The following is a 25,880-nucleotide window of genomic DNA, read 5'->3' on the forward strand; positions in this document are numbered from 1 at the left end:
TCTTCTCAAGTCCCCTGTCGCGTCCGTGTGGTGACGCTGTGCCGTGCCTGTGAGTGCGGTTGCCACCGCGCCTCGCCGGCCGGGAGCGCCGGCAGGTGCAGCGTGAAGACCGTGCGCCCCGGCACACTGTCGACGGTCACGGCACCGCCGTGCGCGGTCGCCACCGCCTGCACGATGGCGAGCCCGAGCCCCGTCGAACCGGTCGTGCGGGACCGCGCGGAGTCGCCGCGCGCGAACCGTTCGAAGACGTGCGGCAGCAACCCGGCCGGGACGCCCGGGCCGTTGTCCTCGACGTCCACGCACAGCTGCGGCCCGCTGAGCCGCACGCGCGCGGTGACGGTCGTGCCGGGCGGGGTGTGGGTGCGGGCGTTGCCCAGCAGGTTGACCAGCACCTGCTGGAGCCGCGCGGCGTCCGCCGACACCAGCGCCGGTTCCTCGGGCAGGTCGAGCCGCCAGTTGTGGTCGAGCCCGGCCGCGCGGGCGTCGCTGACGGTGTCCACGACGAGCGGTACGAGGTCGGTCCGTTCGAACCGCAACGGCCGCCCGGCGTCCAGGCGCGCGAGCAGCAGCAGGTCCTCGACCAGCAGCGTCATCCGACCGGCCTCGGACTCGATGCGGCCCAGCGCGTGCCGGGTGTCGGGGCCCACCTGTTCCCGGCCCCTGCGGGTGAGTTCGGCGTAGCCGCGGATGGAGGCGAGCGGCGTACGCAGTTCATGGCTGGCGTCCGCGACGAACTGCCGGACCCGCGTCTCGCTCGCCTGCCGTGCGTGCAGCGCCCCGTGCACGTGGTTCAGCATCCGGTTGAGCGCGGCACCGACCCGGCCGACCTCGGTGTGCGGGTCGCACTCGGACTCCGGGACCCGTTCGTCGAGATTCACCTCGCCCGCGTGCAGGGGCAGTTCGGACACCCGGGTGGCGGTGGCGGCGACCCTGCGCAGGGGGCGGGTGGCGACGCCGACGATGACGGTCCCGGCGAGGGAGGCGGCGATGAGACCGGCGGCGGTGACGCTCACCTCGATGAGGATCAGCGTGTTGAGGGTGCCGTCCACGTCCTCGGTCGGTACGGCCACGTAGTAGTCGCCGTCGTCACCGGAGGCGTACTGGACGCGGTACTCGCCCAGGCCGGGCAGGTCCACGGTGTGCCGGTGACCGTCCCGGGCGACGGCCTCCAGCGCCGACACCTGCGCGCCGGTGAGCGACTTGGCGTCCACCAGGAAGTCCTCGTCGGACTTGTCCCCGACCTTGGCCTCCGTGACGGTGCCGTCCTCGACCTTCGCGGCGAGGGTGCCGACCGGCTGCGGTCCCTTGGTGACGAACTCGGTGAGGTCGATGGCCCTGGCCCGCTGCTGCTCCGGCGGCACCGCGTCGTCCTTGCCCGCGCCGGGCGGCCCGAACTGCCCCGAGGCACGGGCCGCGACCTCCCCCAACTGCCCGTCCAGCTGCTCGTACAGGTGCGACCGCAACGCCACCGTCGTCACCGTCCCGATCACCGCGCACACCACCGCGATCAGCGCCACCGACGCGACGACGAGCCGTGTCCGCAGGGTCCGCGGTCGCGGTCGTCGCCGTCCGTTCATGCCGCGGGCTTGATCAGGTAACCGGCGCCGCGCCGGGTGTGGATCATCGGCTCGCGACCGGCGTCGATCTTCCGGCGCAGGTAGGAGATGTACAGCTCGACGACGTTGGCCTGTCCGCCGAAGTCGTACGACCACACGCGGTCGAGGATCTGCGCCTTGCTCAGCACGCGCCGGGGATTGCGCATCAGGAAGCGCAGCAGCTCGAACTCGGTGGCGGTGAGGTGGATGCCGTCGCCGCCCCGGGTGACCTCGTGGCTGTCCTCGTCGAGGGTGAGGTCGCCGACGACGAGGACGGACTCGGAGCGCCGGTCGGCGGCGCCGGTACGCCGGATCAGACCGCGCAGCCGGGCGACGACCTCCTCCAGGCTGAACGGCTTGGTGACGTAGTCGTCCCCGCCGGCGGTCAGCCCGGCGATACGGTCCTCGACCGCGTCCTTGGCGGTCAGGAACAGCACCGGCACGTCCGGCAGATCGCGGCGCAGCCGCCCCAGCGCGCTCAGCCCGTCCATGTCGGGCAGCATCATGTCCAGCACGACGGCGTCGGGCCGGAACTCGCGCGCGGCCTGAACGGCACCCTGTCCGTCCCCGGCACTGCGGATCTGCCAGCCCTCGTAGCGCAGGGCCATGGACAGCAGCTCGGTGATGGACAGCTCGTCGTCCACCACGAGCACCCGGACGGGGCTCCCGTCCGGCCTCAGCAGTTCGGTGCGCCCCTGGGGCGAGGTCGTGGTCATACCGGACACGATGTCGGGGCGCTCTGAGAACACCCTTTCCCCAAGCTGTGATTTCTCTGAGAAACCCACAGTGGGCCTCTCGGGACCGCCCTCAGGAACCGCCCTCAGGGACCCGCCCTCAGGGACCCGCCCTCGGGACCGCCCTCAGGAACCGCCCTCAGTACTGCCCGGCAGTCCGAACAACCGGGCCGCGTTGTCGTGGCACACGCCCCGCAGCCACGCGTCACCCAGCTCCAGCCGCTCCAGCGCGCGCAACTGATGCAGGTAGGGATACGGGATGTTGGGGAAGTCCGACCCGAGCAGGACGCGGTCGCCGAGGCCGGCCAGCCGGGGCAGCGCCCGCCGGGGGAAGGGGGCGAGACGCTCGCTGAAGTCGGTGAACGCCATCGTCGTGTCCAGCCGTACCTCGCCGTACCGGTCGGCGAGGTCCAGGAAGTCCTCGTACTCGGGCATCCCGAGGTGCGCGACGACCAGCCGCAGCCGGGGGTGCCGCGCCAGCACCCGAGCGATCGGCTCGGGCCCGGTGTGCTTGCCGGGTGCGGGCCCGGACCCGCAGTGGATGACGACCGGCACCCCCGCCTCCGCGAGCACCCCCCAGGCCGCGTCGAGCAGCTCGTCGGCCGGATCGTACGCCCCCACCTGCACATGCGCCTTGAAGACCCGGGCCCCCGCCTCGACCGCCTCGCGGACGTACGTCTCGACGCCCGGCTCCGGGAAGAGGGTGGAGGTGTGCAGGCAGTCGGGGGTCCGGCGGGCGAAGTCCACCGCCCAGCCGTTCAGCCACCGGGCCATGCCCGCCTTGTGCGGATAGAGCATGGCCGTGAAGGCGCGCACTCCGAACCGCCGTAGCAGCGCCGCGCGTTCGCCCTCCTGGTGCCGATAGGTGATCGGCCATTCCACTCCGCCGGTCAGCGGCCCGAGGGCGTCGAAGTAGCCCCAGACCTTGCGCAGTACCCGCTCGGGCATGAAGTGCGTGTGCACGTCGACCAGTCCGGGCAGCCCGAGTCCCTCCCAGAACCGGCGGACCTGCCCGGCCTCGTGATCACTCATGCGGCCACGATCGCGCCCAATGCGCCCGCGGACAAGGGGGCGGGGCGCCGGGGCGGGGATGAGGTGGAGGCGGGGAGGAGGAAGGGGATGGGGAAGGAGCAGAGGGGAAAGGGGAAAGGAGAAAGCGGAGGCAGCGGGGGGGGCAGCGGAGGCCGCGGAGGCGGAGGGGCTGCGGAGGCCGATGGGCAGAGTGGGGGCAGCGGGAGCAGGAGGGGGCCGCGGCCAGGTCAGAACAGCCCGTCCTGTACTCCGGCCGCTCGTTTGAGCTGTCGCACGGGCACGGCGCACGGCTCGCCCTCGGCGGGCACCAGCTCCCAGCCCGTCATCAGCCGCGTATCCAGCACGACGACCCCGCGCTCCGTCGCCAGGTGCAGATCCGGCCCGGCGACCGCCACCAACTCGCCCCCGATCGCCCCGCCCGCCACCAGCTCGGCCACCTCGCCCACGGCGGCCGGCCCGCGGCCCGCTCCCTCGATCCCGAAGACGCCCGCGTGGTCCACGCCCCGGAACGGCTCCGGCGCCAGCGATTCCGGCCAGCCGCCGAGCGCCACCGCCCGCGCGTGCAACTCCGCGATCTCGGCCGCCCGCGCCGCCTCCGAGCCCGGCAACCCGGCCCGCACCGCGCGCTTGTGGGCGTACGGAATCCGGTCGGGCACACCCAGGGCGGCCCGCAGCAGCTCCTCGGTCCGGCGCGCGGCCATCAGGGGCCCGCAGCCCAGCCAGCTGAAACAGACGGCGCCCTGCTCCAGCAGCCGGGCGGCTCCCCGCTCGTGTGCGGTGATCCCCACCTTGACGAGCCCGGGCCCGAACCACGCCAGATAGACGCGGTACGGCCGCGGATCGTCCGCGATCGTGTCGGCGGCCACGGAGTGCGCCCGGTCCAGCCGCGCGCACTCCTCGCACCGCGCCCCCGTACTCCGCCCCGTCACACCGGCCCGCACCGGGCAGGCGGTCCCCCGCGCTCCCACGCATGTCCGCACACCTCCCCCGGCGACCCCGAAGGCCACCCGCCTTCCCCGGGCCAGCGCGCTGCGCCGTCCCCCGACCCATGTCAGCACGGGACCGTCCGCCGCCCACCGCAGCCCCGAGCACTTCCACGCCTGTGCCATCGCTCTCGAGAGTAGAGGGCACCACTGACAACGCCGGGGCGTGCACTAACTCGCAGTTAGTGCACGCCCCGGCGTACGGTATGCGTATGAAGGCGAGCGAGTCGATGTGCCCGGAACGGCTGGTCATGGAACACATCACCAGCCGCTGGGGCACCCTGGCCCTGGTCGCGCTGCTGGACCGTTCGTACCGCTTCAGCGAACTGCGCCGCGAGATCGGCGCCGTCAGCGAGAAGATGCTGGCCCAGACCCTGCGGACGCTGGAGCGCGACGGCCTGGTCCGGCGGGACGCCAAGCCCGTGATCCCGCCCCGCGTGGACTACTCCCTCACGGACCTCGGCCGGGAGGCCGCCGAACAGGTCCGTGACCTCGCGCGGTGGACGGAGCGGCGGATGACGGCGGTCGAGCAGGCCCGCGAGGCGTACGACGCGGCGAAGGCCTGACGCGCCGCCACCCATTCCACTACTCCGGTCCGGATGCCCTCACTTGCGTACCGGAAGGCCTCACCGCTTCCTCAGCCCTTCCTCACGGCTTGAGAACCGCCTCCATGACGCTCTTGGCGATGGGCGCGCCCAGACCGCCACCGGAGATGTCCTCACGCGAGATGTCCATGTCGGTCGGGTCGATGAAGACGGCCACGGCGACGGAGGACCCGTCGTCCTTCTTCCCGTACGAGACGAACCAGCCGTACGGCACCTTGTCGTTCACGTCGACACCGCGCTGCGCGGTACCGGTCTTGCCGCCGACCGTGATGCCGTCGATCTGGGCGCGGCGGGCGCTGCCCTCCTTGGCGGTGAACTCCATCATCTGCTGGACCTTCTGCGCGGTCTCGGCGGACACCGCCTCGCTCATCACCGCGGGCTCGGTCTTCTCCAGCGTGCCGAGGTCCGGGCCCTTGACCTCGTCGACGATGTAGGGCTGCATCACCTTGCCGTCGTTGGCCAGCCCGGCGGTGACCATGGCCATCTGCATCGGCGTACTGGTGAGGCTGCCCTGGCCCATGCCGGTGAGCGCGGTGCCGGGCGCGTCGAGGTCCTCCGGGTAGAGGCTCTTGGTGGCGAGCAGGTCGCCGAAGTCGTCGGAGTAGACGTTCTCGTTGAAGCCGAACTTCTCCGCCGTCTCGCGCAGCTTGTCCTGCCCCAGCTTGGACGCGGCGTCCAGGAAGACGTTGTTGCAGGAGTACTGCATCGCGGTCTTCATCGAGGCCTTGTCGCAGACCGCGTCGCCGGCCTCGCTGCCGATCTTGTTGGTGGACTGCGGCAGCGGGTACGGGGAGACGGCGTCGGTACGGGCGTCGACGTCGGTCACGACCTCGTGCTCCAGCGCGGCGGCCGCGGTGAGGATCTTGAAGGTGGATCCCGGCGGGTAGGTCTCCCGCAGCGCGCGGTTGGCCAGCGGCTTGTTCTTCTTCTTGTCGAGCGCCACGAAGCGGTCGGACTCCTTGAAGGTGCTGCCCGCGAACACCGACGGGTCGTAGGAGGGGGCCGACACCAGGGCCAGCACCTTCCCCGTCGCCGGATCCAGCGCGACCACGGCGCCCCGCGCGCCCTTCAGGCCGGTCAGCCCTTTCCAGGCGGCCTTCTGCGCCTTCGGGTCGATGGTGGTGACCACCGACCCGGCCCGCCGGCCCTCACCGCTGACGACGTCGGCGAACCGCTGGAACGCCAGCCGGTCGTCCTTGCCGGTCAGGATGCCGTCGTAGGTCTTCTCCAGCAGCGTCATGCCCTGCGCCTGCGACGCGTACCCCGTCACGGGCGCGTACATCGGCCCGTCGACGTAGGTGCGCTTGAACTTGAGGTCGGTGCCCTCCGTCTCGGTGGAGCCGGTGACGGCCCGGCCACCGACGACGATGTCTCCACGCGGGGTGGCGAACTGCTCGATCTGCACCCGCCGGTTCTTCGTGTCGGAGGCGAGCTCCGGTGCCCGGACGTACTGCAGCCAGTTCGCGCGGATCAGCAGGCCGAGCACCAGCAGCCCGCAGAAGATCGCCACGGCCCTCAGCGGCTTGTTCACGGCCGTCCTCCGTCGAGGCTCGGCCGGATGGATATCCGGATGGATATGAAGACGCGTCCTCGCAACATGGGCACACCCTAGACACAGTCGCGAACGGCGATCACCTCGACGGTGGAACGCCGAAGGCTCCGTCGATTACTCGACGGAGCCTTCGGCCTGCTGTGCACTCGGCAGGATTCGAACCTGCAACCTTCTGATCCGTAGTCAGATGCTCTATCCGTTAAGCTACGAGTGCTTGTCTTGTTCAGTTCTTCCGCCGCTCCCGGCCCTTTCGGCCCGCTCGCGGCGACAGGAAGAACATTACATGACTGCCGCCGCCATGTGAAATCCATTGGCCACGCCCCTTGTGACCTGCGGAAACGAGCTATCGAGCCCAGAGATGCCGGGGGCGGCCGGGAGCGGCCGGAAGTGATCGGGAGTGATCGGGAGCGGCCCGGACAACACCGAAGCCCCGGCCGGGTGGGCCGGGGCTTCGGTGATCCGTGCGGAGGCGGAGGGATTTGAACCCTCGATGGGCTTTAAGACCCAAACCGCATTAGCAGTGCGGCGCCATAGACCGGACTAGGCGACGCCTCCAGACAACATCACCTCTCGCGGGCGAGCGCGAGTGGTGCGTGCCGATGATGACACAGTTGAGCGCGCTGTCACCAATCGACGCCTACGGTACTAGGCGGGCAGGCCACAGGGCAAAGCCCTTACCGCCCGGTCGCGCAACGTCCGGCAGGCCGGCGCGTTAGTCAGGTCATGTTCCAGGTCACCCGCACCCCCGCCGCCCGCCTCCTCGGCGCCGCCGCGCTGTCCGTCGCCTCCCTCGCCTCCCTGTCCGCCGCGCACCCGGCCGCGGCCGCCGGTACCGGGGCCGCCGGTACCGGGGCGCCGAACGCTGATCACCTGACGGTCACCGTCCGGGACGCGGGCGCGGACGCCGACGGCACGTACGAGCTGTACTGCCACCCCCACGGCGGCAGCCACCCCGACCCGGACGGCGCCTGTGCCGTCGTCGAGCGCGACACGCGGTGGGGGCAGGACACCTTCGCCCCCGTCCCGGAGGGCAGCGTCTGCACCATGCAGTACGGCGGTCCCGCCACCGCGCATGTCACGGGCACCTGGGCCGGACGCCCCGTCGACGTGACATACGACCGCAGCGACGGCTGCGAGATCTCCCGCTGGGACCGCATGGTGCCGCTGCTGCCCGACGTGGGGCCGCAGGCGCGGGGGCGGTAGCAGGCGGCCCGGTACCGCGCCCGGAAGGTGGTCCGACGGCACCGGGCGGGCGCTCCGGTACCGCGCCGGGAGGGTGTCGCGCGGACACTCGGTCACACGTTCTACGTCACTTCCTCGTGCGACCTCCGTCCCATCCCGCGCCGCCCGCCGGGCCCCAACCCTTAGACTCCCTCGCGTGACACGCTGCGGGCCGATTGGCAAGATGGCCCAGGCGGTCGGCAAGTGCGGTAACAGGAGGGAAGCGTCTCGTGAGCAGCAGGCCATCCCGAGGCGCTGCTCGCCTCGCAGCCATACTGGACGCGCTACCGGACGCGTTGGTACTGGTCAACGCCAACGGCACCGTCGTGAACGCCAACACCATCGCGCTGGAGGCCTTCGAGACTCCGGGCACCGCGCTGGTCGGGCGCGGGCTGCTGGATCTGCTGCCGCAGTTCGACTCGCGGCTCATCCCCGGCTCCATGCGGCGGCCGGACCACATCGACCCGCGGGCGCGCACCAAGCCGACGCGGATGGTCGCCCGGCGCACCGACGGGACCGAGTTCCCGGTCGAGGTCACCAGCGCCAACCTGGAAACCGGCCACCAGGCCTACGACAACTACGGCTACACCGGCGACGAACTGCTGATGCTCGTCGTCCGCGACCTCTCCGGCACCGTCGACACCGAGGCCGAGCTGGCGCGTTCGCAACGGCAGACCGAGATGATCCTGCGGGCCGCGTCCGAGGGCGTCGTCGGGACCGACACCGACGGGCGGATCGTCCTCGTCAACCCGGCCGCCGCTCAGATACTGGGTTACCGGGCCAGTGACCTCGGCGGCCGTGAGCTGCACACCCTCGTCCTGCACTCGCGGGCCGACGGCTCGCCCTTCCCCTACGACGAGTCCCCGCTCGCCGACACCCTGCGCTCGGGCCGCAAGCACCGGGTGCGCGGGCAGGTGGTGTTCTCCAAGAACGGCGACCAGCTGCCGGTCGACCTGACGACCGCGCCCGTGCGCGACGGCGACCAGCTCGTCGGCGCCGTGATGACCTTCACCGACCGGCGCCCCTACGACGCACTCGTCAAGGAGCACGAGGAGGCGGAGCAGCGGCACGCCGAGGAGCTGGAGCGGCTCGCCGAGGAGCACGCCTCCGAGCTGACCGCGCTGCGCCAGCAGCATGTGGCCGAGCTGGAGGAGCTGCGGGAGCAGCACGCGGAGGAGATCGCCGCGGACGCCGACCGCTACGCCGCGCTCGGAGAGCGGGAGAAGGACCGCTACGAGGCGCTCGCCGCCCGGCACGAGCAGTTGCTCACCCTCCTCGGGGGCTCCCTGCGCGGCCCCCTGGACGAGTTGCGGCAGGAGCTCGCCGCCCTGGCCGCGGACGACGCCGGGCAGCTGTGGCCCGAGGCGAATCAGGTGCTGCACCACCTCTCGGCCGGTTACTCGCGCATCACCACCCTCATCGACAACGTCCTCGGCTACCAGCGTCTCGACGTCGGCAACGAGAACGTCTCCCGTACGAAGGTGATGCTCGACGCCGTCGTCGCGGCCGGTGTCGACGGCGCCGTGGAACTGATCGGGCCGGGACGCGTGCAGTTCGCCGTGCACGCGCCGCCCATCGAGGCCGAGGTCGACGCCCGGCTGCTGGCGACCGCGCTCGCGCATCTCGTCGCGGACGTGGCGGGCGTCGACGCCACCGGCAACTCGCCCGTGTCGGCGACCGGCGGCTACCTGGACAACACCGTCGTGGTCGCGGCGGCGCAGCGCGGCGAGGTCGTACGCATCGAAGTGCGCGGCCCGTACACCGGGGGAGATCCGGTGCACGAGCCGATCGTGCGGGGAATCGTGCGGGCACACGGAGGCGTGCTGCAGACCCACGAGGTGCCGGGCATGAGCGGCAGCGCGTACGTGCTGGAGGTGCCGATCGGTGGCGGGGCGGGAGCCGTCGAGTCCGAGGCTCCGGACCAGGCCCAAGTCCAGGCACAGGCACAGGCACAGGCACAGGGTGCCGAGGTCGCGGGTGCCGCGGGTGCCGCGGGTACGGGCAGCGCCCTGGCCGTTCAGGAGCCGGCCGCCGGTGGCGGGCGGCGGCGCGCTCGGCGGGCGTCCGTCGACGCGTTCCTCGAGAGCGAGGTCGCGGGCGCGGCGGGTGAACGCGCCGATGAGGCCGCCGCCGGTGCCGAAGGCGACGGTGCCGCCCCGACCGGGCGGCGCAGGCGGCGGGCGGCGGCCCGGACTCAGGAGCAGCAGGGGCACGGGCACGGTTCGCCGGAACAGGTCCCGGCGCCCGCCCCTCTTCCGGTTCCCGCGCAGGCGGCGCCGGGCGAGGGGTCCGGCGGTACCGGACGCCGGCGCGGGCGGCCCGCTGAGGCCGCCGGTGCCGCGGTCGAGGGCCGGCCCCAGGGACTGCCCGCCGGAGTGTCCGAGGGTGCCGTCGTCATGGCCGGCGAGCACGGCGGAGCGGCCGCGGCCTCCAATACCGGTCTGGGCGGGACCGTACCGCCGCAGGGTGTGCCCGCGCCCAGCGGCCGGCACGGTGGCGAGCAGCAGGCGCTGCCTCCGGCCCTGCCCGCGCAGGCCGGCGAGTCGGACCCGGCCGACGAGTCCCACCCGACCGGGCGCCGGCGCCGTGCCCTGGCCTCCGCGAACGAGCGTGCCGCCGCGCAAGAGGCGGCCCCGCGTCAGGTGTTCGCACTTCCGCCCGCCGACGCCGACCGACCGTCCGACGGAACGGCGGAGCCGCACGGAGCCCCGCAGCCTCATGGGACAGCCCAGCCGCATGGGACAGCCCAGCCGCATGGGACGGCTCAGTCGCACGAGACCGCTCAGTCGCATGGGACCGCTCAGTCGCATGCGACCGCCCAGCCGCATGGGAGGCGGGAGCTTCACGGGGCGCCCCAGCAGCACGGGACGGTGGGCGCCGTAGCGCCCTCGACGGCACCCGCGGGCCAGATGCGGGTGCCCGGCCCGGCCGCTCCCGAGGACGCCCTGCTCGGCGACGGCCGGCACGACGCCGTACCGCACGACCAGTCCGAGGACCACACCCCGCCGCAGCCGCACCCGGCCGAGGCGCCCACCGGACGACGCCGCCGGGCCGGTGCTGCCGCCCAGCAGGCCGACGAAGCAGTGCCGGCACCGGCACCGGCTGGCCACCCGGTTCAAGGTGGCCCACCGGCGCAGAGCGGTCCGGCACAGAGCAGCCCACCGGCGCAGAGCGGTCAGGCACAGGAAGCTCCCGTGCACGGAGCGCCCGCGCACGGAGCCCCCATGCCTCCGCAGAACACCGCCGCGCAGAGCAGGGCCACGCAGAACACCGCCGCGCAGGCCGCACCCGCGCAGGCCGCACCGGCGCCCGAGCCCGCGCCCGCGCCTGCCGCGCACCCCGAGGCGCCACAGCAGCCCGTCGACGCCGTCGACGCCGCCGATGCCGCCGACGCGCAGCCCGCTGCCGCCGGTCAGCCCGCCCCGCAGCCGTGGCCCGCCGCCGCGGACGCCACGGGCGCCGGCGCCCCCGTGCCGCCGGGCGGCGTTACCGGGCCCGCACCGGCGAACGTCCCCGACACCACCGGCCCCGCTCCTGCCACCCTCCCGGCCGCGACGCCCCCGCAGGGCGTCCCCGCCACCACGCCGAGCCAGGGCACCCCGCTGCCGCCCGAGAACGCGCCCGCTCCGCGCGCGGCGCAGCCCCTGCCCGCCGAGGCGTCCGCGCCCGTCGACCCGAACTCGACGCAGGGTCGGTCGATCAGCGTGCGGACGCTGGGCCAGGGGGTGCCGTTCAACCGGCAGGCGGTCCAGGTGCAGCAGCCGTCGGCCACACCCGCCCCGCACCAGCCGGGCGGCTCGGGCCGACGCCGCAAGCTGGGTACGCCGCCCGACCCGGACCCCACACGCTCGGACCAGTCGGCCCGCCCGCATCCGTCGGCCGAACAGCCGCACACCGCCACCGCGCAGCCGAAGCCGCAGGGCCAGGGCCAGGGGCAGGCGGGTCAGCGGCAGGGGCGGGGGCAAGAGCAGGAGCAGGAGCAACCGTCCCTGGCCGGCGGGCAGCCCCGGCGCGCGCCGCTCACCGAGGGCGCCGGGCGGTCGTACGCCATAGGGGCGCCGGACAAGAACGCCGCCGAGGGACCCGAGCCGCTGGACGGGCCCGGCGGTGCCGTGGAGGTGGCGGACCCGCCGCGTCCGCAGCCGATGGACGACGAGCTGCCGCCCGAGCCACTGGACAACCCGCGCCGGCTGCTGGTGTGGCCCGCGCCGGACGTCTCCACGCAGCAGGCGCTCAGTGACCGCGGCTACCGGCCGGTGATCGTGCACTCGCGCGAGGAGGTCGACGCGCAGATCGCGGCGTTCCCGGCCGCGCTGTTCGTGGACCCGCTGACCGGGCCGATCACCCGTACGGCGCTCCAGTCGCTGCGCCAGGCCGCGGTGGCCGCCGAGGTTCCGGTGCTGGTCACGGCCGGGCTCGGACAGGCCTCGCGCGACGCCGCCTACGGCGCCGATCCGGCCGTACTGCTGAAGGCGCTCGCGCCCCGGGATAGCGAGCAGCACCCGCCGCGCGTGCTGCTCATCGAGGAGCACGCGGAGATCGCGCTGGCGCTCACCACGACGCTGGAGCGGCGCGGGATGCAGGTGGCGCGGGCGGCGAGCGACGCCGACGCGGTGACGCTGGCCGGGCAGTTCCGGCCGAACCTGGTCGTGATGGACCTGATGCAGGTGCAGCGGGGCCAGGCCGGGTACGCCGGGATCATCGACTGGCTGCGCGCGAACGGACAGCTCAACCGCACCCCGCTCGTCGTCTACACCGCCGCCGTCGACCAGGCCGACCTGCCTCGGCTGGCCTCGGGGGAGACTGTGCTGTTCCTGGCGGAGCGTTCCACGAGCGGTGAGGTGCAGTCCCGGATCGTCGAACTGCTCTCGCGGATCGGGACCAACTGACGCGCCGGCGCTCCCGCGCCACCCTCCCCCGCTCCCCGCTCCCCGCTCCCCGCCAGCCGCCAGCCGCCAGCCGCCAGCCGCCAGCCGCCAGCCGCCAGCCGCTAGCCGCTAGCCGCTAGCCGTCACGATCCTGCGCGCCGCCGTCTTGATCGAGGCGCGCAGGCGGTCGGCGTCCGTGTCCTCGCCGCCGACCAGGATGCGCTTCATCTGCGGCACGACGGACGCCCAGTTGGTCATCGCGACCAGCAGGAAGAGGAGGTCGGGCGCCGGGATGGCGTCGGTGATCACGCCGCGCGCCTGGCCGTCCCGTACGGCGGCGACCTTGCGGGCGTAGTGGTCCTGGCGTTCGGCCTCGTGGGGCAGCTCGGCGGTGCCGTACTCCATGCCCTCCCAGAAGAGGAGCCGCAGCAGCTCGGGGTTGGCTGCGTGGTAGTCCAGCAGGCGGTCGACCCAGCCCTCGACGTCGTCCGGGTCGAAGGGGACGGAGCTCGCGAGGTCGAGCATCTTCTTCTCGAGGACCGAGGCGAACAGCTCGCCCTTGTTGCCGTAGTAGGCGTAGATGAGCTGCTTGTTGGCCTTGGCCTCGGCCGCGATGCGGTCGATGCGGGCGCCGGCGATGCCGTAGCGGGCGAATTCGGCGACCGCGGCCTCGAAGATCCGGGCCTTGGTGGCCTCGGGGTCCCTTGCTGCCATGAGCACAGGGTAGCCCGACGGGGGGGGTAACCAACTGTTTGGTTGACAGGACCCGGGAATGCGGACGAGACTCCCGGAGTTGTTTCCAACCAACCAGTTAGTTGTTAGCTGTTACTTGCCAGTGCGCACTCGAAGGAGTCGCCCTCCCATGCCGTCACCGTCAGCAGCCACTCCGGCCACGCCCCGGAGTGCGGACCGCACCGCGCACCCGTCGCGGAAGAGGCCGTCCCCCTCCTCCCGTCTCTTCCTCCCCCTGATCGCCGTCTGCACCGCCGTCACGGCCGCCAACATCTACCTCGCGGCGCCCCTGCTCCCCCTCATCGCCCACGACTTCGGCTCCACGCCCTCGGCGGTCGCCTGGCTCGCCTCGGTCGCGCAGTTCGGGTACGCGGCCGGCCTGCTCTTCTTCGCCCCGCTCGGGGACAGCGTGAACCGGCGCCGCCTGGTCGCCGTCCTCGCGCTGGTCGCCGCGGCGGCCCTGGTCGTCGGCGCCGCCTCGGCCGGGACCGGCGCGCTCGCGGGCGCCGTACTGGTCGCCTCGGCCGCGACCGTCGTCCCACAGCTCCTGGTCCCGCTGGTCGCCGAGCGCGCACCCGCCGACCGCCGGGCCCGGCACGTGGCGGCCGTCATCGCCGGGCTGTTCACCGGCGTGGTGGCGGCCCGCGTGCTCGGCGGGCTGGTCGGACAGGCCTTCGGCTGGCGCGTGGTGTTCGTGGGCGCGGCCGTCCTGACCGCCGTTCTGGGCCTGGCGACCGCGTACGTACTGCCCGCGGAACGGCGCCGTCGCGAGGGATCGCTCTTCGCCGGGCTCGCCGCGCTGCCCGGCGTGGTGCGCCGCTCGCCGGACCTGTGGCGCGCCTGCGTGCGCCAGGCGGGGATGTACGGCGCCTGGAGCGCCCTGTGGACCTCGCTGGCGCTGCTCCTGGCCGGGGACGACGGGTACGGCATGACCACCGCCGCGGCCGGGCTGTTCGGCCTGTTCGGGCTCGCGGCGAGTGTCGTCGCGCCGCTCGCGGGCGGCCTGGTCGACCGGTTCGGCGCCGCGAAGGTCGTACGGTCCGCATATCTGCTCGCCGCCGTGTCGGTGCCGCTGTTCTGGCTGGGCGGACAGGCGATGGCCGCCCTGTGCGCGGCGGCGGTCCTGGTGCACGCCGCCCTGGTCGCCTCCCACGTCGCCAACCAGACTCTCGCCCTGACCACCACGTCCGCTCCGGCCACCGCCAACACGGCGTACGTCGTGTCCGGCTTCGCGGGCGGCGCCCTGTCCTCGGCCCTCGCGGGACCCGCGTACGGCCACTGGGGCTGGGGCGGGGTCTGCGCGGTGGCGGGGACGTGGCTGGTGCTGGGGTGGGCGGCGACCGCAGTACGAAGCGGTGAACGCGGGAAGCGGTGAACGCGGGAACGCGGCGGACGCGGGGAACGGTGGCCCGGAAGCCGGGCGCTCGTATGCCGGGCGGGGGGGGCGCCACCCGGCATACGAGCACCTGCCGCATCGGCTGCGTCGGCGGCGTCAGTCGCGTCAGTCGCGTCGGTTGAGACGCTTGAGACGGTCGAGACGGTTGAGTCGTTCGCGCCGCTCAGAGCCGCGTGACGTCCAGCCCGCCGTCGGCGTACTGCCTGCGCAGCACCTTCTTGTCGAACTTGCCGACGCTCGTCTTGGGCACCGCCTCGATCACCGTCCAGCGTTCCGGGAGCTGCCACTTGGCGATCTTGCCGTCCTCGGCGAGGAAGGTCCGCAGCTCCTCGAAGCCGACGCTCGCGCCCTCCTTGAGGACGACGGTGGCCAGCGGGCGCTCGCCCCACTTGTCGTCGGGAACGGCGACCACGGCGGCCTCGGCGACGTCCGGGTGGGACATGAGGGCGTTCTCCAGCTCGACGGAGGAGATCCACTCGCCGCCGGACTTGATGACGTCCTTGGCACGGTCGGTGAGGGTGAGGAAGCCGTCGGGGGAGATGGTGCCGACGTCGCCGGTCTTCAGCCAGCCGTCCGCGCTGAACTTGTCGTCGGGGCGCAGCGGCTCGGCGCCCGGACCGTTGTAGTAGGCGCCGGCGATCCAGTTGCCGCGGACCTCCAGCTCACCGGCGGACTCTCCGTCCCAGGGCAGGCGCTCGCCGCCGGGCCCGGTGAGGCGGGCCTCGACGCCGGCCGGGAAGCGGCCCTGGGTGAGGCGGTACGCGAACTCCTCCGGCGTACCGACGGCGTGGGCCGGCGGGCGGGCGACCGTACCGAGCGGGGACGTCTCCGTCATGCCCCAGGCGTGGCAGACCCGCATGCCGAGTGCGTCGAACGCCTCCATCAGGGAGGGCGGACAGGCGGAGCCGCCGATGGTGACCTGGGTGAGGGACGAGACGTCCCGGGGCTTCGCGGTCAGCTCGGCGAGCAGGCCCTGCCAGATGGTGGGGACGGCAGCGGCGTGCGTCGGCTTCTCGTTCTCGATCATCTCGGCGAGCGGGGCCGGCTGGAGGAAGCGGTCCGGCATCAGCATGTTCACGCCGGTCATGAAGGTGGCGTGCGGCAGCCCCCAGGCGTTGACGTGGAACTGCGGGACCACGACCAGCGAGGTGTCCTCGTCGGTCAGGCCCATCGACTGGGCCATGTTGACCTGCATGGAGTGCAGGTAGATGGACCGGTGGCTGTAGACCACGCCCTTGGGGTCGCCGGTGGTGCCGGAGGTGTAGCACATGGCTGCCGCGGCACGTTCGTCCAGCTCGGGCCAGTCGTACGTGGTCGGCTTCCCGGCGATCAGATGCTCGTACTCGTGCACCTGGACGGACGCCCCGGCCAGCAGGGAGCGGTCGCCCGGGCCGGTGACGACCACGTGCTCGACCGACTTCAGGTGCGGCAGCAGCGGGGCGAGCAGGGGGAGCAGGGAGCCGTTGGCGATCACGACGCGGTCGGCCGCGTGGTTCACGATCCAGACGAGCTGCTCGGGCGGGAGGCGGAGATTGAGGGTGTGGAGGACCGCGCCCATGGACGGGATCGCGAAGTAGGCCTCGACATGCTCCGCGTTGTTCCAGGCGAGCGTCGCGACCCGTTCGTCGCCCCGGACCTCGAGGTCCTCGCGCAGGGCGTGCGCCAGTTGCGCGGCGCGGGCGCCGATCTCGGCGAAGGAGCGGCGGTGCGGCTCGTCCTCACCGGTCCAGGTGGTCACCTGCGAGCTGCCGTGGATCGTGGACCCGTGGGTCAGGATCCTCGATATCAGCAGCGGTACGTCCTGCATCGTGCTCAGCACGGTGTCCTCCCGGGGCGACATTGCCTACGCGGCGGTAAGGGTTGCGCTGATTCTGCGCACATACCGCGCGGTATGTCACTACTCCCGGGTGATCGATCAGTGCGGGTCGCCCGGCAAACCGTCCGGCGGGAGCACCCGACGACGGCCCTCAGACTGGTTCGTCACCGCACAAACCCCAGCTCAGGGTCCTCCCGGAGCTTGCCGAGCGCCCGCGACACCGCCGACTTCACCGTGCCGACGGAAACTCCGAGCACTTCGGCCGTCTGGACCTCGCTGAGGTCCTCGTAGTACCTGAGGACGACCATCGCGCGCTGCCGGGCAGGCAGCTTCATGATCGCCCGCCACATCGCGTCGTGCAGGGCCTGCCGCTCCGCCGGATCGTCGCCGCCGGAGGGGACGGGCTCCGGCTCCGGCAGCTCGTCGCAGGCGAACTCGTCGACCTTGCGCTTGCGCCACTGCGACGTCCGGGTGTTCAGCAGCGCCCGGCGCACATAGCCGTCCAGCGCCCGATGGTCCTCGATGCGCTCCCAGGCCACGTACGTCTTGGTGAGCGCGGTCTGCAGCAGGTCCTCCGCGTCGCACGGGTTCGCGGTCAGCGACCGGGCGGTACGCAGCAGCACCGGCTGGCGGGCCTTCACGTACGACGAGAACGACGGATACGGGAAGGTCTGCGTCCTTGCCGTGGCCGTGGCTGTGGCGGCGTTCGAAGCGCTGGTGCAGACGGGTGTGGTCATGACTCAACGCTATGAGCGAGGGGCGTCCGGCGGATCGGCCGCAGGTCCCGAAGGCGAGTCCGCCTCAGGTTGTAGGGGTGGTGCCGGCTGCACCTCCTGTAGGTGGACGAGGGGAGGAGAGGTACTGCGGGTTCACCCCTGGGGGCCGGCCGCGGCCTCTCCCCGGGAAACTTCCCGGGGCTCCCCCGGGGAGGTGGGGCCCTGGGGAGGCGGAGCCCCGGAGGCGGAGCTCTGGAGGCGGAGCCCCCCGGGACGTGCGCACGCGAAAACACCTGGGCGGCGATACCGAAGTACCGCCGCCCAGGCGCCTTGCGACCTTGCGACCTTGCGACCCCATGAAGCACACCCGCACAGAGACTGGGGGCCGGCGCGGAAGCGGACCCGCGCCGGTCCCTCAGCTCACCACCACAGCGGGGAGAAGCTGACGGCCACGTTCTCGTTGCCCTGATTGATCGCCGTGAACGCGGAGCCGTCGACCTGCGCGGTGTTGCTCTGGTTCGAGGCTCCCGAACCGACCGCCTGCTGCTGCGTGGTGGACGAGTTGCCGTTGTTGTCCCCGCCGACGCCGCTGCCGATGATGCCCGCGAAGGCCTCCGAAGCGGTCGCGTTCGATCCGTCGTCCGCGAGGGCGCCGTTGTCCGCCGTCGCCGCGCCGCCGAAGAGAGCGGCGGCGAGCGGGAGGGCGGCGACAGCGGCGACGACGCGGGCGGTACGGATGCTTGCCATGTTGTTCCTCCAGAACATGCGCCGGCTTGCGGCCGACAACGCGAGAAGTACGTGAAGTAGAGCTGCCGTAGGGCTGTGAAGTGGAGCTTTTGCCAAAGCAGTTGGCCGACTGCCTCGACGCTGTGCACGACGTCGCGTGATCAGAATTGCCCACCGAATCCCCGGCGAACCACCCCGGAAGCCCTGATTCGCCCTCAAGCGTGATGACAAGTCGATAAACCCCTTTGGTTCCCTTCCGCCCCAGCTCTGGACAGTGCGGACAGCTCCTCCCCAAGTGCCGCAAGAGGTGAAGCGTTACGGCACTTTTTCCGCGCAGGGCTCCTCCCCGGCGCGTCGTACGCAATCACCCTTCCCTTTTTCGAACACACGTACGAACATGGAGTCATGGCCACCACCGACCGGCAGGCCACGACGCTGGCCCTCGCACACGCCCTGTCAGCCGCCGAACGCGGGCTGGCCGTCATCCCCCTGTCCCGGACGAAGCTCCCGGCCCTGCGCTCACCCCATCGCGACGGCCCGGCACCGACCCGCTGCCACGGTGAGTGCGGCCGCTTCGGCCACGGGGTCTACGACGCCTCCACCGATCCCGCCCGCATCCGCGAACTGTTCGCCGCCGCACCCTGGGCGACGGGCTACGGCATCGCCTGCGGTCTGCCGCCGCACCACCTGATCGGCGTCGACCTGGACACGAAATCGGAGACGGACTCCTCGACCGCCCTGCGCGAACTCGCCCTGCGCCACCTGTTCACGATCCCGCCCACCGTCGTCGTACTGACCCCGAGCGGAGGGCGCCATCTCTGGCTGTGCGGCCCGCCCGACCGCGTCGTCCCCAACTCGGCCGGCCGTCTCGCCCCCGGCATCGACATCCGCGGCGCCGGCGGCTACCTGGTCGGCCCCGGCTCCCGCACCCGCCACGGCGCGTACGCCGCCGCGCCCGGCACGGCCCACCTCGCCCCCGCGTCCTGCCCGCCCGCCCTCCTGCGCCTCCTGCTCCCGCCGCAGCGCACGCACCAGTCGGCCCTCGCCCCGACGGAGGCGCACGGCCAGGGACTCGTCCAGTTCGTCCTCGGCGCCCACGAGGGCCAGCGCAACACCCGCCTGTTCTGGGCCGCCTGCCGCGCCTACGAGGGCGGCATCGGCCCCGCCCTGGTCGCCCCTCTGGTCGAGGCGGCCCTCGACACCGGCCTGAGCGAACGCGAGGCCCGGGCGACGATCGCGTCAGCGGCCCGCATGACGGGCCACCACCCCTGACCCACCCTTCCAGAGCCGCCGCGAGACCACGGCCGGCCCCTCGTCCCCTTGCCTTTCACCCCTCACCCCTCACCCCTCGCCCCTCGGAACGAAGCCTGAGATCCGGAAACTCGACGGACAGAGCCGAGCGGGGAAACGGCGGGCACATGGGAACCGGTGATCCCCCGCACAGCGGCGGCCCCACCGAAAGCAGGGGTGGGCGGCGAGACCACCGGTCCGTGTCCCCGAACTTGTCAGCACCCGGGGCAACCGCAGGTCAGCCCGCGCACGGACACCTCTGTCGGCCAGCCGGTGATCGGTACTCTCACCGTGGCAGGCACTCGTCCAGGCCTGCCAGGAGGCGACACCTTTCAGCACCGTCCGATCACCGACGTCGACCGCGACGGGAATCCGGCTCCATGCGGCGGGCTCAGCTCGCGTCCCATATGAGGGCGTCGAACGTGTTGCGGTCATCGCTGCCGATGCCGTCGGAGCCGAGCGCGGTGAGCTTGAGCCGGGCGATGTTCCCGGCGCTGGTGCGTACACACAGCACCGTGTTCTCGGTCAGTTGCTGCTTTTTGGTTCCTTCGGCACCAACCGTGTTCAAGCACTCCTCGTAGCTCGGCAGACTGGTCGTGCCACCCGACCAGAGAGAGATTACGGTGCCGTTCCAACCCTCGATCTCGTTCCCGGGCAGCGTGTACACATCCCCTTCGCCGCCATAGGCGTCAGCGACGGGTTGTCCTGCGTCCAGGTCCTTGGGCTCGTGGCCGAGCAGCAATGAGCCCCGCCAGAGTTCGCTGCCTGCGGGCGAAGGACTGTCGTCCGGGGCGGACGTCTCGGCCTGCTCCGACGGCGAGCCGGAGACGGGGGTGGAGGCGGGTGCGGAGGCGGACGCCGAGGCGGGAGCCGAAAGAGTGGGGGCAACGGTCGGGGCGCCGTCGCCCTTGTCGTCGCCGGAGGAGCTGAGAATCGGCACCACGACCGTGATCAGCGTGCCGAGGAGCGTAGCTCCGGCACCGATCCAGGCCGCCCGATAATGTCTGCTGAACCAGCCTCCACCCGCACCATCCCCCTGTGCCCCGTCCGGCGTCGGCGGGTCCGCGTCCGCCTGCGATGGGGGCGGCGATGCGGGCGTCCGTGCACCATCCCCATGGTTGGCCCCCTGGCCAGGCGTGTTTGCATCAGGCCGATCGTCTGCCACCGCGCTGAGCACCCCCACTGCTGCCGCCGGTCCACACATGCGCCGCGCCGAGGCTAGAACAGCCCGCCCGGGCCACGCCAGCAACACACGGCACCTGCACAGCAGTTGAGGTATACCCCGGCGCCGGCATCGGGCCGTCGTCAGGCGGCAGTCAACGGGTGCCTCCGGCCACGCTCGTCGATGAGTCACGCAGGCGCGGCAACCAGACCTCCCGCACCGCCGGTCCAAGAGATCACGTCCCCACGGTCAGCCATGCCCTGGGGGCCCTGGCGTGCCCGTTCGACCGGTAGATCGCGGAGACCGGCGGTGATCGGCAGGTAGCGCGCACGACGACGGCCCCCGACCATAACGCCTGGTCAGGGGCCGTAGCTCTCTGCGGTGGGTGTGGGATTTGAACCCACGGTGACTTGCGCCACGACGGTTTTCAAGACCGTTCCCTTAGGCCGCTCGGGCAACCCACCCGCGCGCCGGTCGTGATCGGCGGCGCGGGACAAGGGTAGCGGGTCGGCGCGGAGATGCGCGATGCGTGGGTCAGTCGTCGCCGATCTTGGAACCCAGGGTGAGTTCGGTCGTGCGCTGCTTGCCGGCGCGCTCGTAGGTGACCGTGACCTCGTCGCCGGGCTTGTGGGTCCAGATCTCGCCGATCAGGGTCGGGCCGCTGTCGATCACCCGGTCGTCGAGCTTGGTGATGACATCGCCTGGCTTGAGACCGGCGTCGGCGGCGGGGCCGCCCGGTTCGACGGGCTCGGAGCCGCCCACACCCTGCTCGGTGAGCTTGGCGCCGTTCGTCGTCTCCTCCAGGGAGACGGAGGCACCGATCTTCGCGTACACCGGCTTGCCGGTCTTGATGAGCTGCTTGGCGACGAACTCGGCCTGGTTGATGGGGATGGCGAAGCCGAGGCCGATCGAGCCGGCCTGGCCGGTGCCGAAGCCGCCGTTGCTCGTGGACTGGATCGCGGAGTTGATCCCGATGACGTTGCCCTGTGCATCCAGCAGCGGACCGCCGGAGTTGCCCGGGTTGATCGACGCGTCGGTCTGCAGGGCACTCATGTAGGACGCCTTGTTGCTGCCGCTGCCGTCGCTGGAGGCCACAGGGCGGTTCTTGGCGCTGATGATGCCCGTCGTCACCGTGTTGGACAGGCCGAAGGGCGCGCCGATGGCGATCGTGGAGTCGCCGACGGCGACCTTGTCGGAGTTGCCGAGGGGCAGCGGGTTCAGGTCCGAGGGGGTGTTCTCCAGCTTGATGACCGCCACGTCGTAGCCCTGGGCGTGGCCGACCACCTCGGCGGCGTACTTCTTGCCGTTGGGGAACGTCGCACTGAGCTTCCCCCCGTCGACCGCCTCCGCCACCACGTGGTTGTTGGTGACGATGTGGCCCTGCTTGTCGAAGACGAACCCGGTGCCGGTGCCGCCCTCGCCGTTGCTGCCCTCGGCCTGGATGGTGACCGTGCTGGGCAGTGCCTTGCCCGCCACTCCGGCGACCGTGCCCGCGTCACGCTTGACGGAGCCGCCGGTGTCGGAGGCGGAGACCGTCGTGGAGCCGGATTCGTCGTTGTTCTTGGCCAGGCTGTAGCCGAGACCGCCGCCCAGGCCGCCCGCGACCAGCGCGGCGATCAGGAGCGCGGCGACCACACCACCACGACCGCGGCCGGACTTCGGCGCGGGCGGCTGGTACGACGCGCCCCAGCCGCTGGAGCCGTCGCCGCCTCCGCCCCCGCCTCCGCCCCCGCCTGGGTAGGACGGGGTGCCCGGCGGCGGGGGTGGCGGCCAGGAGGCGTCGGGAGCGGAGTGTCCGTGCCCCTGAGGCGCGGCCGGGCCGGGCGCGCCGGCCGGGTCATGGGCGGCGGCTTGGTGCGGGGCGTGGTGGGGGGTGGCGGCCGGTCCGAAGCCGTCGTGCGGCTGTGGGTCCGCGGGCGGGTGGGACGGCGGCTGGTCCGGATGCTGTGGCGCGGCCGACTGGGGGGAGGCTGCGGGAGATTCCACCGGCACGGGAGGCGCGGAGGGGGCCGGGGGTACCGCGGTGCCCTCGTTCTCGGTGCTCACAGCTTTTCTCCTCGTTCCACGGCTGCTTGTCGGTCACACTTCACACTGGTCGCGCTCAGCGACGCTCACGCGCTGCTCCACGGTCCGACGCGACGCAGATGTGCAGTGTTTTCGTATGCCATCAGCTTTTCCCACGGGCCGTCAGAGCACCATAAGCGGTTGCTGTGGGTCCACGGTCGACCTTTATATGGGTCATCCAAGACTAAACGGACGCGTGGCCGATGACTCCGGTGGCACGTCTACCCGCCTACGGTGGCACCATGACGCGGTGACCCACGTACGACAGCACCCGACCCAGGTCGTCGCCCACCGGGGAGCCTCCGAAGAGGCGCCCGAACACACCCTGGCCGCGTACCGGAAGGCGATCGAGGACGGGGCGGACGCCCTCGAGTGCGATGTGCGCCTGACCGCCGACGGTCATCTCGTCTGCGTGCACGACTGGCGCGTCAACCGTACGTCCAACGGACGCGGAGCGGTGTCGGCGCTGGAGTTGGCCGATCTCGCCGCGCTCGACTTCGGCGCCCGCAGGACCCGGGAGTTCTGGCGGACGCGCGATGAACAGCCCGACTGGGAGCACCGGCCCGAGGACCGGGAGGAGACCTCCGTGCTGACCCTGGAACGGCTGCTCCAGTTGGTGTCGGACGCCGGGCGGCGGGTGGAGCTGGCCATCGAGACCAAGCACCCCACGCGGTGGGCGGGGCAGGTGGAGGAGCGGCTGCTGATACTCCTGAAGCGGTTCGGACTCGACTCCCCGGCCTCGGCAGCCGAGTCCCCGGTGCGTGTGATGAGCTTCTCGGCCCGCTCACTGCACCGGGTGCGGGCCGCTTCGCCGACCCTGCCGACTGTCTACCTGATGCAGTTCGTCTCGCCCCGGCTGCGGGACGGGCGGCTGCCAGCGGGCGTCCGGATCGCGGGCCCCTCGATGCGGATCGTGCGAAACCACCCCGCCTACATCGAGCGCCTGAAACGGGCCGGCCACCAGGTGCACGTGTGGACCGTGAACGAGACGGCAGACGTGGATCTCTGCGCTGACCTGGGCGTCGACGCCATCATCACCAACCGGCCCCGCGCGGTACTGGACCACCTGGGCCGCTGATTCGTCCGTGAATCGCCCATGAATCATCCGCGATTCGGCCGTGATTCGTCCGTGATTCGTCCGCAGTACGTCCGCAGTACGTCCGTGATTCATTCCCGCCCCGCCCGTGAACCCTGGTCCGCGCACCTTGACCGGGCGGCCCGCCTGCCGCATTCTCACCTCTCGGCCACACCGACGAGATCCAGCCACACGGTTACGGGGAGTGCTCCGGCGCGTTCGGTACGTGTTCGACCGTGTCGAATGCGTCACTGGGCGGGGACCGGCCGGTTTCCGGTTCAGGCCAGAGGGGCATCCACACCGTGGCGTGGGGCGAAGGAGGTCTCGGGGGTGGCGTTGGTGGTGGCACAGGAGGTGCCCACGTCGTCGAGCATGGCCGTTCCCCATGGCCCTGCGGGCGTGGGGAAAGCAAGGCACCGGATGCGGGAGCAGTTGCGCAGCGGCGGTGTCGCGGAATCGGTCATCGACGACGCCGTACTGGTTCTTTCCGAACTCTTGAGCAACGCGTGCAAACACGGCCGTCCGCTGGGCGACGCCCTCGCCGGGGACGGCGACGTGCGCGCCGCATGGCAGGTGGACGCGGGCGGCAGGCTGGTCGTGGAGGTCACGGACGGCGGCGGACCGACCCGCCCGGCCCCGGCGACCCCTTCGGTCACGGCGCACGGCGGCCGCGGGCTGAACATCATCACCGCGCTCGCCGACGACTGGGGAGTACGGGACGACGCGCGCGGCGAGGTCACGGTGTGGGTCGTCGTCCACGACGACGTGCACGACCCGGACGCCGGGCACCGGCGCGACGACTTCGCCACCCGGATCACGGCACCGGCGGTGTCGGAGATCCCAGGCCTGGACTTCGCGGAGGCATTCGAGGACCTCGGCTGACCGGACGGGCCCGCGCGCGTTGCTCTCGGCGACCCCGCACACAGTGCGTGTGACGCCCTGCGTCGCGAGCCCTGCGCCGCGAGCCCTGCGCCGCGAGCCCTGCGCGCTGCGCCCTCGGCTACCCCGTGAGCGCCAGCCGACAGGTCGCGTCTGCCGACCCGGCGGACCCCGGGCACGCCGGCCCGGCAGATCCCCACGGTCCGGCTCTGCGCAGCCGCGCGGGTCCGACCTGGCACACCCGCGTGGTCCGACCTGCCAGCCGCCGCACGCCGATCCGCCAGACCAGGAGCGCTACCCGGGCCCGCGGAAGGCCGGTTGTCCACAGGGTCCCGTCGCCCAGGGCGTGAACGGCTAGGCTCGCGCCCGTACGAGATGAGCCGCAACCGGGAGACACCCACGATGGCCAAGAAGCGACCCCAGACGAAGGCCAAGCACCCGCAGCCCGCCGGCGGTGCCCGCGCCGCAGGCGCTGACGGCAACTTCCCGGTCGTCGGTGCCCGCGAGCCCTGTCCCTGCGGCAGTGGCCGCCGCTACAAGGCCTGCCACGGCCGGGCCGCCGCCCAGGCCACTACCGAGTTGGTGCAGCGCCCGTTCGAGGGACTGCCCGGCGAGTGCGACTGGGTGGCCCTGCGCGAGCTGGTGCCGGCGGCCACGGTCGGGCTGACCCTGAAGGACGGTCTGCCCGACGGCGTCCCCTCCGTCACTCTGGCCACGGTGCTGCCGATGGCCTGGCCGGCCCTGCGCCGCGACGACGGCTCGGTCCTGCTCGGCCTGCAGAACGACACGGCGTCGGGCGACATCAGCCGCGACCTCGCCGACACCCTCCAGCGCGCGCTGACCGCCGGACCGGGTACGCCGGTGCAGGGCCGCCGCGCGCCGGCCGACGGTCCGCGGCTGCAGGACCTGCTCGACCCCGAGGGAGCGTTCGAGCCGACCGTCCACGAGGGCTTCGAGTTCTGGGTCCCGGACCCGGAGAACGCCACGCCGGAGGTGACCGCCTCCCTGGAGCGGGCCAACGCCGCGGCCATCCCGACCGTCCGGCTCCAGGGTGTGGACTCCGCCTACTGGTGCGAGACGCCGGAGAAGAACCACCTGCGCTGGGTCATGCCGCACGAGGAGGAGCGGCTTCTGGACGCTCTTGCCCGGCTGCACGCCTCAGGCCGGTCGTCCCTCGGCGAGGGCACCCGGCTCGTCGGTTCCTTCCGCGCTCACGGGCTCACCGTCCCGGTGTGGGACCTGCCGAGCGAGGTCACCGCGCAGGACGTCGAGAAGCCGGCGGCCGAGTTCGCCGAGCGTCTCGCGGAGGCCCTGGCCACGGACGCCCCGCTGACCCACGACGAGCGCCGGGCACGCGGTGGACTGACCAACCGACAGGTAACCCTCAGCTGACGCACAGCCGTGGGAGTCGCTCCGGCTGACCGACCGGTCAGC

General features: G+C 72.3%; 19 protein-coding genes and 3 tRNA genes. 8 read left to right on the plus strand and 14 right to left on the minus strand.

Translation table 11 applies throughout. The features are described 5' to 3' along the window. Window positions 1-5 precede the first annotated feature (5 nt). The 4 genes from ACZ4V1_RS10715 to ACZ4V1_RS10730 form a co-directional block, all read right to left on the minus strand. The gene (locus ACZ4V1_RS10715; RefSeq protein WP_468332560.1) at window positions 6-1,577 is read right to left on the minus strand and encodes an ATP-binding protein; all 1,572 of its coding nucleotides are present in this window, start codon (window positions 1,575-1,577) and stop codon (window positions 6-8) included. Then, a complete protein-coding gene (locus ACZ4V1_RS10720; RefSeq protein ID WP_468332563.1) occupies window positions 1,574-2,311 on the minus strand; it encodes a response regulator transcription factor in 738 nt (245 codons plus the stop codon). Before ACZ4V1_RS10720 ends, ACZ4V1_RS10715 begins: the two co-directional genes overlap by 4 nt. Window positions 2,312-2,455: 144 nt before the next feature. Next, window positions 2,456-3,361, minus strand: a complete 906-nt coding sequence (locus ACZ4V1_RS10725) for an amidohydrolase family protein (RefSeq protein WP_468332565.1) — start codon at window positions 3,359-3,361, stop codon at window positions 2,456-2,458. Between the two features lie 227 nt (window positions 3,362-3,588). Next, the gene (locus ACZ4V1_RS10730) at window positions 3,589-4,470 is read right to left on the minus strand and encodes a DUF2797 domain-containing protein (protein WP_468332567.1); all 882 of its coding nucleotides are present in this window, start codon (window positions 4,468-4,470) and stop codon (window positions 3,589-3,591) included. A gap of 80 nt (window positions 4,471-4,550) precedes the next feature. On the opposite strand from ACZ4V1_RS10730, the gene ACZ4V1_RS10735 reads away from it, so the two are divergent. After that, window positions 4,551-4,910, plus strand: a complete 360-nt coding sequence (locus tag ACZ4V1_RS10735; protein WP_468332570.1) for a winged helix-turn-helix transcriptional regulator — start codon at window positions 4,551-4,553, stop codon at window positions 4,908-4,910. Between the two features lie 82 nt (window positions 4,911-4,992). Here the strand turns inward: ACZ4V1_RS10735 and ACZ4V1_RS10740 are convergent, their stop codons facing one another. From ACZ4V1_RS10740 to ACZ4V1_RS10750, 3 genes are all read right to left on the minus strand, one after another. Then, a complete protein-coding gene (locus ACZ4V1_RS10740; protein ID WP_468332572.1) occupies window positions 4,993-6,480 on the minus strand; it encodes a peptidoglycan D,D-transpeptidase FtsI family protein in 1,488 nt (495 codons plus the stop codon). Window positions 6,481-6,642: 162 nt separating this feature from the next. Next, window positions 6,643-6,715, minus strand: a tRNA-Arg gene (locus tag ACZ4V1_RS10745). A 250-nt stretch (window positions 6,716-6,965) separates the two neighbouring features. Beyond that, window positions 6,966-7,056 (minus strand) — tRNA-Ser (locus tag ACZ4V1_RS10750). A gap of 168 nt (window positions 7,057-7,224) precedes the next feature. Between ACZ4V1_RS10750 and ACZ4V1_RS10755 the strand changes: the two genes are divergently transcribed. Together ACZ4V1_RS10755 and ACZ4V1_RS10760 are read left to right on the plus strand one after the other, a co-directional pair. Continuing rightward, complete coding sequence (locus tag ACZ4V1_RS10755; protein WP_468332574.1) at window positions 7,225-7,704, plus strand: SSI family serine proteinase inhibitor; 480 nt, start codon at window positions 7,225-7,227, stop codon at window positions 7,702-7,704. A 248-nt stretch (window positions 7,705-7,952) separates the two neighbouring features. Further along, entirely contained in the window at window positions 7,953-12,611 is a 4,659-nt protein-coding gene (locus ACZ4V1_RS10760; RefSeq protein ID WP_468332577.1) for a response regulator, read from the plus strand. A gap of 108 nt (window positions 12,612-12,719) precedes the next feature. Here ACZ4V1_RS10760 and ACZ4V1_RS10765 read toward each other — a convergent pair whose 3' ends face one another. Further along, a complete protein-coding gene (locus ACZ4V1_RS10765) occupies window positions 12,720-13,304 on the minus strand; it encodes a TetR/AcrR family transcriptional regulator (protein ID WP_468332579.1) in 585 nt (194 codons plus the stop codon). 148 nt (window positions 13,305-13,452) lie between these two features. Here ACZ4V1_RS10765 and ACZ4V1_RS10770 point away from each other — a divergent pair, with 148 nt between their 5' ends. Beyond that, complete coding sequence (locus tag ACZ4V1_RS10770) at window positions 13,453-14,697, plus strand: MFS transporter (protein ID WP_468332582.1); 1,245 nt, start codon at window positions 13,453-13,455, stop codon at window positions 14,695-14,697. A 184-nt stretch (window positions 14,698-14,881) separates the two neighbouring features. Here the strand turns inward: ACZ4V1_RS10770 and ACZ4V1_RS10775 are convergent, their stop codons facing one another. The 3 genes from ACZ4V1_RS10775 to ACZ4V1_RS10785 all read right to left on the minus strand — a co-directional run bounded on the left by ACZ4V1_RS10775 (window position 14,882) and on the right by ACZ4V1_RS10785 (window position 17,997). Next, a complete protein-coding gene (locus ACZ4V1_RS10775; RefSeq protein ID WP_468332585.1) occupies window positions 14,882-16,558 on the minus strand; it encodes a long-chain fatty acid--CoA ligase in 1,677 nt (558 codons plus the stop codon). Window positions 16,559-16,698: 140 nt separating this feature from the next. Continuing rightward, entirely contained in the window at window positions 16,699-17,271 is a 573-nt protein-coding gene (locus ACZ4V1_RS10780) for a SigE family RNA polymerase sigma factor (protein ID WP_468332588.1), read from the minus strand. A gap of 399 nt (window positions 17,272-17,670) precedes the next feature. Beyond that, window positions 17,671-17,997: a hypothetical protein gene (locus ACZ4V1_RS10785; protein ID WP_468332591.1), complete on the minus strand. Its 327-nt coding sequence runs from the start codon at window positions 17,995-17,997 to the stop codon at window positions 17,671-17,673. A 384-nt stretch (window positions 17,998-18,381) separates the two neighbouring features. Here ACZ4V1_RS10785 and ACZ4V1_RS10790 point away from each other — a divergent pair, with 384 nt between their 5' ends. Then, complete coding sequence (locus ACZ4V1_RS10790; protein ID WP_468332594.1) at window positions 18,382-19,248, plus strand: bifunctional DNA primase/polymerase; 867 nt, start codon at window positions 18,382-18,384, stop codon at window positions 19,246-19,248. A 409-nt stretch (window positions 19,249-19,657) separates the two neighbouring features. Here the strand turns inward: ACZ4V1_RS10790 and ACZ4V1_RS10795 are convergent, their stop codons facing one another. The 3 genes from ACZ4V1_RS10795 to ACZ4V1_RS10805 all read right to left on the minus strand — a co-directional run bounded on the left by ACZ4V1_RS10795 (window position 19,658) and on the right by ACZ4V1_RS10805 (window position 22,474). Beyond that, complete coding sequence (locus ACZ4V1_RS10795) at window positions 19,658-20,209, minus strand: hypothetical protein (protein ID WP_468332597.1); 552 nt, start codon at window positions 20,207-20,209, stop codon at window positions 19,658-19,660. Window positions 20,210-20,807: 598 nt separating this feature from the next. Next, a tRNA-Ser gene (locus ACZ4V1_RS10800) sits at window positions 20,808-20,892 on the minus strand. A 70-nt stretch (window positions 20,893-20,962) separates the two neighbouring features. Next, on the minus strand, window positions 20,963-22,474 hold the full coding sequence (locus ACZ4V1_RS10805) for a S1C family serine protease (RefSeq protein WP_468332599.1): 1,512 nt from the start codon (window positions 22,472-22,474) through the stop codon (window positions 20,963-20,965). Between the two features lie 268 nt (window positions 22,475-22,742). Between ACZ4V1_RS10805 and ACZ4V1_RS10810 the strand changes: the two genes are divergently transcribed. From ACZ4V1_RS10810 to ACZ4V1_RS10820, 3 genes are all read left to right on the plus strand, one after another. Next, window positions 22,743-23,570, plus strand: a complete 828-nt coding sequence (locus ACZ4V1_RS10810) for a glycerophosphodiester phosphodiesterase (protein ID WP_468332602.1) — start codon at window positions 22,743-22,745, stop codon at window positions 23,568-23,570. Between the two features lie 327 nt (window positions 23,571-23,897). Then, entirely contained in the window at window positions 23,898-24,449 is a 552-nt protein-coding gene (locus ACZ4V1_RS10815; protein WP_310872454.1) for an ATP-binding protein, read from the plus strand. Window positions 24,450-24,848: 399 nt separating this feature from the next. Beyond that, on the plus strand, window positions 24,849-25,838 hold the full coding sequence (locus ACZ4V1_RS10820; RefSeq protein ID WP_468332605.1) for a DUF5926 family protein: 990 nt from the start codon (window positions 24,849-24,851) through the stop codon (window positions 25,836-25,838). Window positions 25,839-25,880 lie beyond the last annotated feature (42 nt).

The sequence above is a fragment of the Streptomyces sp. NPDC028991 genome, assembly GCF_055564775.1.